This window comes from Providencia sp. PROV200, from assembly GCF_049901995.1.
GTDB classification, from domain to species: Bacteria; Pseudomonadota; Gammaproteobacteria; order Enterobacterales; family Enterobacteriaceae; genus Providencia; species Providencia rettgeri_E.
The window spans coordinates 2975968-2989861 of the sequence record NZ_CP096307.1 but is presented as its reverse complement, the minus strand read 5'-3'; the positions used below and the strand labels follow the sequence as shown (position 1 = coordinate 2989861).

General features: G+C 40.9%; 10 protein-coding genes. 6 read left to right on the top strand and 4 right to left on the bottom strand.

The genetic code is table 11. The annotated features are described in order from the left end of the window. Positions 1-355: 355 nt before the first annotated feature. The 4 genes from leuD to leuA are packed head-to-tail and all read right to left on the bottom strand — an operon-like array spanning position 356 to position 5042. Entirely contained in the window at positions 356-961 is a 606-nt protein-coding gene (leuD, locus tag M1E86_RS13790) for a 3-isopropylmalate dehydratase small subunit (protein WP_125891429.1), read from the bottom strand. A gap of 7 nt (positions 962-968) precedes the next feature. Then, positions 969-2372: a 3-isopropylmalate dehydratase large subunit gene (gene leuC / locus M1E86_RS13785; protein WP_213914482.1), complete on the bottom strand. Its 1404-nt coding sequence runs from the start codon at positions 2370-2372 to the stop codon at positions 969-971. Position 2373: 1 nt separating this feature from the next. Beyond that, the gene (leuB, locus tag M1E86_RS13780) at positions 2374-3462 is read right to left on the bottom strand and encodes a 3-isopropylmalate dehydrogenase (protein WP_213914483.1); all 1089 of its coding nucleotides are present in this window, start codon (positions 3460-3462) and stop codon (positions 2374-2376) included. 2 nt (positions 3463-3464) lie between these two features. Next, positions 3465-5042: a 2-isopropylmalate synthase gene (leuA, locus tag M1E86_RS13775; protein ID WP_166267630.1), complete on the bottom strand. Its 1578-nt coding sequence runs from the start codon at positions 5040-5042 to the stop codon at positions 3465-3467. 893 nt (positions 5043-5935) lie between these two features. Here leuA and leuO point away from each other — a divergent pair. The 6 genes from leuO (at position 5936) to mraZ (ending at position 13893) form a co-directional block, all read left to right on the top strand. Next, positions 5936-6904 (top strand): transcriptional regulator LeuO, encoded by a 969-nt coding sequence (gene leuO / locus M1E86_RS13770; protein WP_125891425.1) that lies wholly within the window; start codon positions 5936-5938, stop codon positions 6902-6904. 320 nt (positions 6905-7224) lie between these two features. Further along, positions 7225-9057 (top strand): AMP-dependent synthetase/ligase, encoded by a 1833-nt coding sequence (locus M1E86_RS13765; RefSeq protein ID WP_213914484.1) that lies wholly within the window; start codon positions 7225-7227, stop codon positions 9055-9057. Positions 9058-9419: 362 nt separating this feature from the next. Next, positions 9420-11147 (top strand): acetolactate synthase 3 large subunit, encoded by a 1728-nt coding sequence (gene ilvI, locus M1E86_RS13760; RefSeq protein WP_213914485.1) that lies wholly within the window; start codon positions 9420-9422, stop codon positions 11145-11147. A 2-nt stretch (positions 11148-11149) separates the two neighbouring features. Beyond that, positions 11150-11641: an acetolactate synthase small subunit gene (gene ilvN, locus M1E86_RS13755; protein WP_004262045.1), complete on the top strand. Its 492-nt coding sequence runs from the start codon at positions 11150-11152 to the stop codon at positions 11639-11641. 84 nt (positions 11642-11725) lie between these two features. Next, positions 11726-12739: a catabolite repressor/activator gene (cra, locus tag M1E86_RS13750; protein ID WP_125891422.1), complete on the top strand. Its 1014-nt coding sequence runs from the start codon at positions 11726-11728 to the stop codon at positions 12737-12739. A 695-nt stretch (positions 12740-13434) separates the two neighbouring features. After that, positions 13435-13893 (top strand): division/cell wall cluster transcriptional repressor MraZ, encoded by a 459-nt coding sequence (gene mraZ, locus M1E86_RS13745; RefSeq protein WP_213914486.1) that lies wholly within the window; start codon positions 13435-13437, stop codon positions 13891-13893. Position 13894 lies beyond the last annotated feature (1 nt).

Genomic DNA, 13894 nt, shown 5'->3' with positions numbered 1-13894 from the left:
TAATGGTGTTTATCACCGAGCCGGTTTTTACCGGCTTTTTTTTCGTCATATTTTGCGCCGTGGCTGTGTTGGCTTCACTCCGCTACCCTAGTCACATACTGGTGTATGCTCCTAGGGATATCCTCGTTTGCCGCCTTGCCACAACACAAACTATTTAGAAAAAATTGTTCAGTTAAAAGCAAAAATCTTATTTTGTTATTAATTATACAGGAAGAAATTAATGGGGAAGTGATTTTGGATTGTAAATTTTTAGTGATGGATTAATTCCGCATTTTTGGTGCGAAGTAGGCGGTTTAGTTGGAGAATTAGAGCTAAAAGAGGAACTACGCCCACCAAAGTAGGCGTAGAAAAGGATTTATTGCATAAAGGATGGGATCTTGCTTTCAAAATCTTTAATTTGGTCGACATGTTGCAGTGTCAAACCAATACTATCCAAACCATTCATCATGCAGTGGCGGCGGAAGCTGTCGATTTCAAAATGATAGGTTTTATCTCCTGCGGTCACGGTTTGAGCTTCTAAGTCTACTGTAAACTGGCAGCCCTCATGAGCATTGACATAATTGAACAGTTCATCGACTTCGCTTTCACTTAATTTAATTGGTAATAATTGGTTATTGAACGAGTTACCATAAAAAATATCAGCAAAACTTGGGGCGATAACCACTTGAATGCCAAAGTCAGTTAATGCCCAAGGCGCGTGCTCACGAGATGAGCCACAACCAAAGTTTTCACGAGCTAATAAAATACTTGCCCCTTTGAAAACCGGTTTATTTAATACGAAATCAGGATTAGGCTGTTGCCCGTTCTCATCTAAAAAACGCCAGTCATTAAACAAATGTTGGCCAAAACCTGTGCGAGTCACTTTTTGTAAAAATTGCTTAGGGATAATGGCATCAGTATCCACATTTGCTGCATCTAAAGGAGCGACAATCCCGACGTGTGTAATAAACTTTTCCATCATTTTCTCCTTAGATTTGAATATCACGTACATCAGCAAAATGACCATTAATCGCTGCGGCAGCTGCCATTGCTGGGCTAACCAAGTGAGTACGACCAGCGCGACCTTGGCGGCCTTCAAAGTTACGGTTACTGGTTGATGCACAGCGCTCGCCTGGGTTTAAACGGTCATTATTCATTGCTAAACACATGGAGCAGCCCGGCAAACGCCATTCAAAGCCTGCATCAATAAAGATTTTATCCAAACCTTCTTGTTCTGCTTGGGCTTTAACTGGACCAGATCCCGGAACAACAATAGCTTGTACGCCACTAGCTACTTTTTTGCCTTTGGCAATTGCAGCGGCAGCACGTAAGTCTTCAATGCGTGAATTCGTACATGAACCAATAAAGACTTTATCAATTTTTACGTCAGATAATTTAATGCCAGACTCTAATCCCATGTAAGCTAATGCTTTCTCAGCGGAAGCTCGCTCAACAGGGTCTGCAAATGACTCAGGAGCAGGGATCGGTTGGTTGATGGCAATAACTTGCCCTGGGTTAGTTCCCCAAGTGACTTGTGGCGCGATGCTACTTGCTTGAATAGTGATGACTTTATCAAATTGTGCATCATCATCCGTTTTTAATGTTTTCCAATAAGCAACCGCATCGTCCCATTGCTGGCCTTTAGGGGCAAATTGGCGACCTTTCATATAGGCAAAAGTGGTTTCATCCGGTGCGATGATCCCCGCTTTTGCGCCTAACTCAATGGCCATATTACATACCGTCATACGGCCTTCCATACTCAAGTTTTCGATGGCTTCACCACAAAACTCAACAATATAGCCAGTACCGCCTGCGCTGCCCGTTGTACCGATAATCGCTAAAACGATATCTTTTGCGGTTATGCCTGCAGGCGCTTTGCCAACGACTTCAATTTTCATCGTTTTAGCACGTGCTTGTTTCAGTGTTTGAGTCGCCATCACGTGCTCAACTTCAGACGTTCCGATACCAAAGGCTAATGAGCCAAATGCACCGTGTGTTGCGGTGTGGGAATCGCCACATACAATGGTCATACCGGGCAAAGTAATACCTTGCTCGGGACCCATCACGTGGACAATACCTTGGTATGGGTGATTCAAATCATATAACGTTACGCCGAACTCTTTACAGTTCTTCATTAACTCTTGCATTTGAATGCGAGCCATATCACCACAAGCATTAATATCTTTGGTTTGCGTCGACACGTTGTGATCCATCGTTGCAAACGTTTTATTTGGCTGGTGCAAAGGACGGTTTTTAGTTCTCAATCCATCAAAAGCTTGTGGAGAGGTTACTTCATGTACTAAATGGCGATCGATATAAATCAAAGGGATTTCATTTTCGACCTCACGGACAACGTGGGCATCATACAATTTTTGATATAAAGTCTTGGCCATGTTACACCCCTTCTGCAATATAACGAGCAATGATATCGCCCATTTCACTGGTACTAATGGATTTGCCTGTGCCAGCTAAATCTGATGTTCTATAGCCCTCTTCTAAGGCTTTATTCACTGCGCGCTCAATGGCATCTGCGGCATCGGCTTGGTTTAAGCTAAATCTTAACAGCATGGAGGCAGATAAAATTTGTGCGATTGGGTTAGCAATATTTTTTCCAGCAATATCTGGCGCAGAGCCGCCCGCGGGTTCGTATAAACCAAAACCATCCGCATTCAGGCTCGCAGAAGGCAGCATACCCATAGAGCCGGTGATCATCGCACACTCATCGGAAATAATATCGCCGAACAAGTTAGAGCATAACACCACATCAAACTGAGATGGGGCTTTGATCATTTGCATTGCCGCGTTATCAATATACATATGGCTGACTTCAACATCGGGATATTCTTTTGCGATGTGATTGACCACTTCACGCCATAATACTGAGCTTTGTAACACGTTTGCTTTGTCAATTGATGTGACTTTGTTATTACGTTTACGAGCAGATTCAAACGCAATACGTGCAATACGCTCGATTTCATAGCGGTGATAAACTTCAGTATCAAATGCGTACTCTTCTTGGCCTTCGCCTTTACGGCCTTTTGGTTGACCGAAGTAAATCCCACCCGTTAATTCACGTACACAAAGAATATCAAAGCCTTGAGCTGCGATGTCTGCACGTAATGGGCAGAATGCTTCCAATGCCTGATATAAGCGAGCAGGGCGTAAATTACTGAATAATTTAAAATGCTTACGTAAAGGTAATAATGCGCCACGTTCAGGTTGGCTATCGGGTGGCAGATGTTCCCATTTAGGTCCACCAACAGAACCAAATAACACCGCGTCAGCCTCTTCACACCCTTTTACGGTAGCCTGTGGTAATGGTTCGCCGTGATTGTCGATTGCCGCACCGCCAACATCATACTCAGTGGTGTTGATTGTTATTGCAAAACGTTTGCTGATAGCAGCTAAAACCTTGTGAGCTTGCGCCATCACTTCTGGACCGATGCCATCACCCGGTAATACGGCAATTTTATAACTAGACATTGTTAAACAGCTTCCTTTGTGTTTGATTGTGATTCTTGATTTATTTTTTGTTTTTCTTTTTCAACTTGCTCAGAGCGCCAGATGCTATTCAGCACATGCACCATAGCTTTTGCTGATGATTCGACGATATCTGTCGCTAACCCCATCCCGTGGAACTTACGGTTATGGCATTCCACCACGATATCCACTTGGCCTAATGCATTTTCACCGTGGCCTTTAGCTGACAACTGATAAGAGACTAATTTCATAGGGAATTGGGTAATGTTGCTGATGGCTTGATAAATGGCATCAACGGGGCCATTACCGGTTGCCGCTTCAGATTTTACTTCGTCGCCACACTGCATTTTGACGGTCGCTGTTGCGACGATACTTGAGCCTGATTGTGTACTGAAATAGTCCATTACGAAGTGATCGGTTTCATCTTGTTGTTTCGTAAAGAAAGCCAAAGCTTCTAAGTCATAGTCAAAGACTTGGCCTTTTTTATCGGCTAAATTCAAAAATGCAGTATACAATTCATCCAATTTGAAATCTTTACCTTCGTGATACCCCATTTCCTCCATACGGTGCTTAACAGCGGCGCGTCCCGAGCGTGAAGTTAAATTTAATTGCTGCTCTTTTAAACCAATGGACTCTGGCGTCATAATTTCGTAGGTTTCACGATTTTTCAGCACGCCATCTTGGTGAATTCCTGATGAGTGAGCAAATGCGTTGCTGCCTACAACCGCTTTATTGGCTGGGATTGGTGTATTACATAATTGGCTAACTAACTGGCTGGTGCGGTAAATTTCTTTGTGATTAATATTGGTATGCACATTCAACATTTGTTCGCGCAATTTAATGGCCATAATCACTTCTTCTAATGCTGTATTGCCCGCGCGTTCACCTAACCCATTGATGGTACCTTCTACTTGGCGGGCACCGGCTTGTACGGCACTGATTGAGTTAGCAACTGACATCCCTAAATCATCATGGCAATGAACAGAAATAACGGCTTTGTCGATATTAGGCACACGGTTATACAAATCAGTGATAATGCCACCAAACTGGTAAGGTGTAGTGTAACCTACGGTATCAGGGATATTAATGGTGGTTGCACCTGCATTAATCGCGGTTTCTACAATACGGCATAAGTTATCAGGGTCAGTACGGCCGGCGTCTTCACAGGAGAATTCAACGTCATCGGTATAGCGTCTAGCGCGCTTGATGGAATTGATAGCCATATCCATTACACCATCAAATGATTTATTTAATTTTTTCTCCATATGCAAGTTGGAGGTAGCTAAGAAAATATGAATACGGAAAGCCTCGGCAACTTTTAATGACTCGGCAGCCACATCAATGTCATTTTCAATACAGCGCGCTAATGCGCAAATTCGGCTATTTTTTATTTCTCTTGCGATAGTTTGAACGGACTCAAAGTCACCTGGTGAAGAGACCGGGAAACCCGCTTCGATGATATCAACCCCTAAGCGCTCTAATGCGAAGGCGATTTGTAATTTTTCTCTCACTGACAAACTTGCCTGTAATGCCTGCTCACCGTCGCGTAAGGTAGTATCGAAGATAATGACTTGGTTGCTCATATTGTGTTCCTCATATCGAATTTTGTTTTTACTTAGTGTTATGTTCTTCCAAAGCCGCAGGCATAAAAAAACCCGCGGGTTGCGCGGGTTCTTCATGTTTGTGGACAGTTTGTTTCTATTTTTCGTCCATAAGCATACCGCGCAAATTTAATGCGAGTAGTAGTAGGCTTAGTAGGCGAATAGAAAATGTCATTTTAACTGTCTCTCTTAAGTATCTTAATCAAACTGTATTTATTGATACGTTATCTTAAAGTTAATGTCAATCATAGATTTTTAGCATATTTTTACCAATCATGTATTATGGCTTTTAGTTGGTGGTTGTTGCTATTTTTTTGGTGTGTCCCTTCCGTTTTATCTGGCTTTTTATGTAGTTATAAGGGTAAAATTCTTTCGTTAATCAGGGTTGAATGTTTTTTCGATTAAACGCATTGATTTTTATGTGGTTTTTATTGTTTTGATGTGAAGTGTGACTCAGTACAGGGAATAAATCATCTTCGCCAATGCTTTTTGATTAAATTAATTATCGAATAAATGAGTATTTAAAAAATAATCTGATAATGAGAATATTTATTGATTCTAAATACGATTTATTATGATTTCTTGCAAAAATTGCTTTATTATTTTTATGGTGAGTGAACGCAAAGGTAATAAGTGGTTATCATTCATTATGTTGGTGAATATTTACGTTTTACAATGATATTTATACTGCAGGTTTAATTAATAGGTTAAGTAATATAAACGTCGTTTTAATAAATGCAGGGAAAGCGAAATGGCTTATTATCTATAAGTTGTTTTAAGAATAATATTTAATGAATTTATATATTCGTCGGTTTTTTAAGATGAATGACTCTTTTCGTTAATGAAAAATGATAAATATATTAGTGGAGTAAAAAATGACTGATTTTGATACAATTTCAACAGCTAAAAAAGACAGTAGCGATATTCATTTGCGTAATGTTGACCTCAACCTATTAACGGTTTTTGACGTGGTGATGCAGATGCAAAACGTAACAAAAGCAGCGCAAGTGTTAGGGATGTCTCAACCTGCGGTGAGCAATGCAGTTTCACGTTTAAAATCAATGTTTAATGATGAATTGTTTGTGCGCTATGGGCGGGGTATTCAGCCGACATCTCGTGCTAAGCAACTGTTCGGGCCTATCAGGCAAGCATTACAATTAGTTCATAATGAGTTACCTAGCGCTGGTTTTAATCCACAAAATAGTGAACGAGTATTTAATTTATCTATTTGTTCACCGTTAGATATTCGTCTGGCAGCTATTATTGTCGAAAAATTTAAGGTAGTTTCGCCTAATATTAATATAGTTATTCACTCTTTCATGGATAATAAAATTGCTCATCAATTAAAATACCAAGAAATGGATTTTTTCCTTGGTTATAATCAATTAGAAAAAGCAGAGTTCCAGCATCAGGTTTTATTTGATGATGAATTGGTCTTAGTCGTTGCAAATCATCATCCGCGTATTGGTAATTCAATCTCTGAAATTGAATTAAATAATGAACGTCATGCCATTATGTCAATGGATAACATGGGCTCATTTAGTAAACCTTATTATAATAATACTGAGTTATCGCATACGATTAGCTATCAAGGCACGGACTTAAATAGTGTATTGAGCATTGTTGCCCAGACAGATCTCGTCGCTATTGTACCAAAATGGCTAGTAGGTCATTACTTTGGGCAATTGAAATTACGTACATTAACATTACCTTGGCTTAGGGACGCACTACCTTGCTATTTAACTTGGCATGAATCAACAGTTAGAGATAAAGGCCATCAGTGGATGAAATCTCAATTTAACCAATTGGTTGAAGAACTTCCTGAGCAAGCTGCTGCCGCGTAGGACGCCGATATAAACATTGTGAGAGGTTGTAAGCTGTCTTAGACATAATGAAAAATAAATAGTCATTTTGTTAAGGTTTACAATCTCTATGTTTTTGCAGGCGCACTGACAAATATACACACCTTCAAGATAGTTAACGCATTATAGTTAGCACTATGATGTGTTTTGTTGCAGACATAACATTTGCAAAAAATTTACATATAAATGCTTTTCACGCATCTCTTTAGTCTATACACTTCGAATATTCAGCTAACACTTGTAAGCTGAAATAATAAGAATGGTTAAGTGCTTGTGAATGTGCCGAGTAACTTATATCGATAATGACTTATAGGGAATACACTTTGATTACTGAAAATCTATATCCATACCACTTGGTTAATCGCCTACGTAGCAGAGTTACTGCACACGAATCGGCGAACCGGATAGCTTTCAGTCAATGGGATAACGGACAACGTAGCTCATTAACGTGGGGGGAAGTTGGCGATCGTACATCAGCGATTTCTCTTCGCCTTTTAGCATTAAACGTTATCGCACAAGAAAATATTGGGTTATTTGCCCATAACAGTATGAACTGGTCATTGGTTGACTTTGCCGCGCTACAAATTAGGGCTGTCACGGTGCCACTTTATGCAACTAGCAGTATCGAGCAAGCCGCGTATATTATTAATGACGCGAATATTAAAGTATTGTTTGTTGGGGAAGAAGCGCAATATCAAGTGGCATGCCAATTACCAGCTCTTTGCCCTCAATTAACAACGATTGTTGTGATGAATGACAATGTTGAGTTAGCTGATATCTCAATTGACACACTGCATTTATCCACCTTTATGGCGCAATCACAAACTGCTTACCAAGCAGAACTTGATGACCGCATCGCTGCACATAATCTCAGTGATTTATTTACCATCATCTATACATCAGGCACCACCGGAGAACCGAAAGGCGTTATGTTGGATTACTACAACATGGCTGCGCAACTGTATCTCCATGACGAACGGTTACAACTAACTGCTGATGACGTCTCTTTAAGTTTCTTACCACTTTCACATGTTTTTGAACGTGCGTGGAGTTTTTACGTTATGCACGTCGGTGCACTAAACGTTTACCTCACGGACACCAATCAGGTTAGGGAAGCATTAGCTGAGGTAAAACCGACAGTAATGTGTGCGGTTCCTCGTTTTTATGAAAAAGTTTATTCAGCAATACAAAGTAAAGTCGCAAAAGCGCCTCTAGTACGTAGAGCGCTATTTCGCTGTGCAATATCCCTTGGCAGAAGCCGAGTGAAAGCATTAGCAAAAGGCCGCAAACCCTCTTTTATTAACCGCGCTATTTTCCCGATGGTTGACAAACTGGTTCTCAATAAAATTCGCGAAGGGTTAGGGGGACGAATTCGCTTCATGCCAGCCGCAGGCGCTCGTCTAGATGACGATGTGATAGCGTTTTTCCTTTCCGCTGGGGTAAATATCAAATATGGCTATGGTATGTCAGAGACCTGCGCTACGGTATCTTGCTGGGAAGAAGGCAAGTACCCATTAGGCTCGATTGGTACACCGCTATCATCTGTTTCAGTGCGTATTGGCAAAGATGATGAAATACAAGTGAAAGGGCCGGTGGTTATGAAAGGCTATTACAACCGCCCGATTGAAACCTTAGATACGTTTACTGCGGATGGCTGGTTAAAAACGGGTGATGCAGGGAAAATTGACGAACAAGGTAATTTATATATTACAGATAGACTAAAAGATTTAATGAAAACGTCTAACGGAAAATATATTGCACCACAAATGATTGAAGGCGTATTAGGGCAAGACAAGTTTATTGAACACATTGCAGTCATTGCCGATGCACGTAAGTTTGTTTCAGCACTGATCGTGCCTTGCTATGAGAGCTTAGAAGAATATGCGAACTCAATAAACCTGAAATATCGGGATCGTTTAGAACTCTTAAAAGACTCGAATATTGTGGCATTATTTGAAGGTCGTTTAAGAGATTTACAGAAAAATATTGAAAATTTTCATCAAGTTAAGCGCTTTACTTTGTTACCTACCACTTTTTCAATGGAAAAAGGCGAATTAACACCGACTTTAAAGCTGAGACGTAAAATTATTTCTGAGCGCTATCAATTAGAAATTGAATCAATGTACAAAGAATAATTTATAACCTGACTTACTCGTATTGCGGGTAAGTCAGGTCTTGTTTTTGTTCTATTTTTATCAATTTATTTAGATAATTGCTTAATATTAAAACTTTAACGGTTCCAACTAATTAAATTTGCGCTGTATTTTCATTCATACCAGTCATTTTTCCTCCCATTATTTTTATCTGCAGTTAATTTATCTATCAAATACCCATGTTCAAGATGATGTGAAAGTTTCGTGATCCTTGTACTGAAATGGTGTTTGCTTCGTTTCAGCCAGAGCGATATGTTAATAGCACGAATTTCATAATTTAAATGATAAAAACAAAGGGGTAGATCATACCTCTTCACTTGCAAATAATGTCTGGGGGCAAACTCATGGAGATGTTGTCGGGAGCGGAAATGGTCGTCAAATCGTTGATTGACCAAGGAGTAAAGCACGTGTTTGGTTATCCAGGCGGTGCAGTATTAGATATTTATGATGCACTTCATACGGTTGGCGGGGTCGAGCATATTTTAGTGCGCCATGAACAAGCTGCGGTACATATGGCTGATGGCTATGCACGTTCAACAGGGGATGTTGGGGTTGTTTTAGTGACATCCGGCCCTGGGGCAACGAATGCGATTACAGGTATAGCGACGGCGTACATGGACTCTGTACCGATGGTGGTGTTATCGGGGCAAGTTGCAAGCTCGCTAATTGGTAATGATGCATTCCAAGAGTGCGACATGGTTGGAATTTCAAGGCCGATCGTTAAACACAGTTTTTTAATTAAAAGCGCAGAAGAAATTCCTGAAACCATCAAGAAAGCATTTTACATTGCAGCAAGTGGGCGTCCAGGCCCTGTGGTGATTGATTTCCCTAAAGACACTGTTAACCCCGCCTTGAAGTTTGCTTACCGTTATCCCGAAAACGTTTCTCTACGTTCCTATAACCCAACGTTGCAAGGCCATAAAGGCCAAATCAAAAAAGCATTAACCAAATTGGTTTCGGCAAAAAAACCAGTTTTTTATATTGGCGGAGGGGCGATTAATGCGAATTGCTCTGCGGAACTCATTGAGTTGGCAGAAAAACTACAATTGCCAGTGGTATCAACCTTAATGGGGTTAGGGGCTTTTCCTGAAACTCACAAGCAATCTGTGGGTATGCTTGGAATGCATGGAACCTACGAAGCCAATAAGGTTATGCATAACTCAGATGTGATTTTTGCTGTTGGTGTTCGTTTTGATGATAGAACAACAAACAACTTAGAAAAATATTGCCCAAATGCGACTGTTATCCAAATTGATGTTGACCCAACGTCTATTTCAAAAACAGTTAATGCAGATATTCCAATTGTGGGTGATGCGAAACTTACATTAAAGCAAATGTTAGGTCAGCTAGATCAGGCTTCAGCGAAACAAGATAGCCAAGCACTCACTGCATGGTGGAAAGACATAGAACAGTGGCGTAGTAAACAATGCTTACGTTATGAAACAAGCCAAACCAAAGTTAAACCACAACAAGCCATTGAAATGATTTACCGTTTAACAAAGGGGGAAGCCTATGTGACGTCTGACGTTGGGCAGCACCAAATGTTCGCGGCACTGTATTATCCCTTTGATAAACCTCGCCACTGGATAAACTCTGGAGGGCTTGGAACGATGGGGTTTGGTTTGCCTGCCGCATTAGGGGTGAAATTAGCACATCCAAAATCGACCGTTGTCTGTGTGACAGGGGATGGCAGTATCCAGATGAACATCCAAGAGCTTTCAACTGCCCTGCAATATGGCTTACCGGTTTTAGTGCTCAACTTAAATAATGGTTTCTTAGGCATGGTAAAACAGTGGCAGGATATGATTTATCAAGGCCGTCACTCACAATCCTACATGCAGTCATTGCCTGATTTTATCAAGTTAGCGCAAGCCTATGGCCACGTTGGTATTTCAATATCAACACCTGATGAACTGGAAGAAAAACTAAAACAAGCCCTTGTTGTAGTGAATGAAAATCAGCGATTAGTCTTCGTTGACGTCAATATTGATGAAACTGAGCACGTTTATCCAATGCAGATCCGTGGTGGTGCAATGGATGAAATGTGGTTGAGCAAAACAGAGAGGACCTGATCATGCGTCGTATTTTATCCGTTTTATTAGAAAATGAATCAGGTGCTTTGTCCCGTGTCATCGGTCTGTTTTCTCAGCGTGGTTATAATATTGAAAGCTTGACCGTTGCACCAACAGATGACCCAACCTTGTCACGTATGACGATTCAAACGAAAGGGGATGCAAAGGTTCTTGAGCAAATTGAGAAACAATTGCATAAATTGGTTGATGTGCTGCGCGTCAGTGAGCTGACGGCGTCAGCACATATCGAACGTGAAATCATGTTAGTGAAGCTACAAGCCTCTGGATATGGGCGTGATGAAGTGAAACGTTGTGCGGATATTTTCCGTGGACAAATCGTTGATGTCACTCCAACGCTTTATACCGTTCAGCTAGCAGGAACAAGCGAAAAACTGGATGCTTTTATCGAATCAGTACGTGGTGTTGCTGAAATTGTTGAAGTTGTGCGCTCAGGGATCGTCGGTGTTTCACGTGGTGATAAAATTATGCGATGAAAAATTTATCATCCGAAGGTAGAATAAACGCGTTTAAGGCCCCGAATGACTCGGGGCTATTCCCAAAATTGTAAAGAGGTTAACGTGAAACTGGATGAGATAGCCCGTCTAGCGGGTGTTTCCCGCACAACGGCTAGTTATGTGATCAACGGCAAGGCCAAGCAGTATCGAGTCAGCGATAAAACTGTAGAAAAAGTGATGGCAGTCGTCAGAGAACACAATTACCATCCAAATGCAGTTGCTGCGGGGCTACGAGCAGGGCGAACCCGTTCGATTGGGTTAGTGATCCCTGACTTGGAAAATACGAGCTATACCCGTATAGCAAATTACCTTGAAAGGCAGGCGCGTCAACGTGGTTATCAATTGCTGATAGCGTGCTCAGAAGACCAACCCGACAATGAAATCCGCTGTGTTGAACACCTTTTACAGCGGCAAGTTGATGCGATTATTGTCTCGACAGCATTACCGCCAGAGCACCCGTTTTATCAGCGCTGGGCGAACCGTTCGTTACCGATTATCGCACTTGATAGAGCCCTTGAAAAAGAACACTTTATTAGTGTCGTTGGTGATGACCAAGAAGATGCTTTCATGATTTCAGCAGAATTGCGTAAATTTAAAGCTGAGTCAGTGTTGTATTTAGGGGCGTTACCTGAACTGTCAGTCAGCTATTTACGCGAACAAGGTTTCCGTAAGGCGTGGAATGAAGATCCGCGTAAGATTGATTACCTGTATGCAAATAGCTATGAACGAGATTCAGCCGCAGAGGTGTTTGCGCATTGGCTGGATAGCGGTAATGAGATGCCAGACGCGTTATTTACAACATCATTTTCCTTACTACAAGGTGTCTTGGATGTTGCGTTGAAGCGTAGTGGTCGTTTACCTGAGCACATGGTTATTGCCACATTTGGTGATAACGAGTTATTAGATTTTCTTGAATGCCCAGTGCTGTCCCTTGCACAGCGTCACAGAGATATCGCTGAACGTATTTTAGAATTGGTACTTGCCAGCCTTGATGAAAAGCAAAAGCCAGAAGCGGGTATTACTCGTATTCGTCGTGATTTATGTCGCCGTGGAAGTTTAGGTCGTAAGTTGTCATAAAACAGACCTAACTTTAATCGAACTGCGAATATTTACACGATAATGAGTGATGTTAGTCACAATAATGAGTAATATAACGGCCCCTACCTTGTAGGGGCTTTTTTTTTATAGGCTAAAAGTTGGTAAATATTTAACTTTAGGATTTATCTTAATATATTTATTGCTGATTTTAAAATGAAAGCTAAATTGGATGATGAAATTAATACAAATTTATTGTGGCTGTATTATTGATTCGTGCGATAAATATTTAAAATTAAACACTGTTTATTAAAACAGTTATTTATTGTGTTGATATCTAATGATTTTATTTTTCTTTCGAGGTGATTTTATCATTGCTAGATATTAACGATTATTCGAGGACTCAATAAAAGTAAATTACCGGTACAAGATATACTGATTAAAAATGAGACATAAGTTGAATTTATGATGATTTGTATGATTTTGCAGCAATCTATAGTGATCACGCTCATTTAAGTTGCACTATATAAAATATATTAATTATATCAACCTGTTATTTCCCATTTTCTTTCCAAGTTATATTTTACCTATTCTTATTTTTTCTGAATTGTTCTGTAAATAAAGCTAAAGCTGAGAGCGACTGGCTTGACAACGTTTTCATACCATTCGTAAACTTTATATGTGGTGAATTGTGGGGTAAAGTGGGTGAGTTGAAAATAAAAGGGGTATAATCGGGTATGTTTCGTGGGGCAACACTGGTTAATCTCGACAGCAAAGGGCGTCTAACCGTGCCGACTCGTTACCGAGGTATGCTGAACGAGGAATCGAAAGGGCAAATGGTCTGTACCATTGACCTTCACCAGCCGTGCCTACTGCTTTATACCTTACCGGAGTGGGAGATTATCGAAGAAAAACTTTCTCGATTATCGACGATGAACCCAGCGGAACGACGCGTGCAACGGCTGTTATTGGGGCATGCAAGTGAATGTCAAATGGACAACGCGGGGCGTCTTTTGTTAGCCAATACATTGCGTCAGCATGCAGGGCTAACAAAAGAGGTCATGTTGGTTGGCCAGATTAATAAATTTGAACTTTGGGATGAACAAACTTGGTATCAGCAAGTGGAAGATGACATTGCCGCTGAGCGCCTTACCAGTGAACCACTTTCAGCCCGCTTACAGGATTTGTCACTTTAAT

Bases quoted from the DNA above. Each gene is read 5' to 3' on its own strand.
- leuB (WP_213914483.1), bottom strand. From the start codon at position 3,462: ATGTCTAGTTATAAAATTGCCGTATTACCGGGTGATGGCATCGGTCCA.
- ilvN (WP_004262045.1), top strand. From the start codon at position 11,150: ATGCGTCGTATTTTATCCGTTTTATTAGAAAATGAATCAGGTGCTTTG.
- ilvI (WP_213914485.1), top strand. From the start codon at position 9,420: ATGGAGATGTTGTCGGGAGCGGAAATGGTCGTCAAATCGTTGATTGAC.
- leuC (WP_213914482.1), bottom strand. From the start codon at position 2,372: ATGGCCAAGACTTTATATCAAAAATTGTATGATGCCCACGTTGTCCGT.
- mraZ (WP_213914486.1), top strand. From the start codon at position 13,435: ATGTTTCGTGGGGCAACACTGGTTAATCTCGACAGCAAAGGGCGTCTA.
- leuA (WP_166267630.1), bottom strand. From the start codon at position 5,042: ATGAGCAACCAAGTCATTATCTTCGATACTACCTTACGCGACGGTGAG.
- leuO (WP_125891425.1), top strand. From the start codon at position 5,936: ATGACTGATTTTGATACAATTTCAACAGCTAAAAAAGACAGTAGCGAT.
- leuD (WP_125891429.1), bottom strand. From the start codon at position 961: ATGATGGAAAAGTTTATTACACACGTCGGGATTGTCGCTCCTTTAGAT.
- M1E86_RS13765 (WP_213914484.1), top strand. From the start codon at position 7,225: ATGACTTATAGGGAATACACTTTGATTACTGAAAATCTATATCCATAC.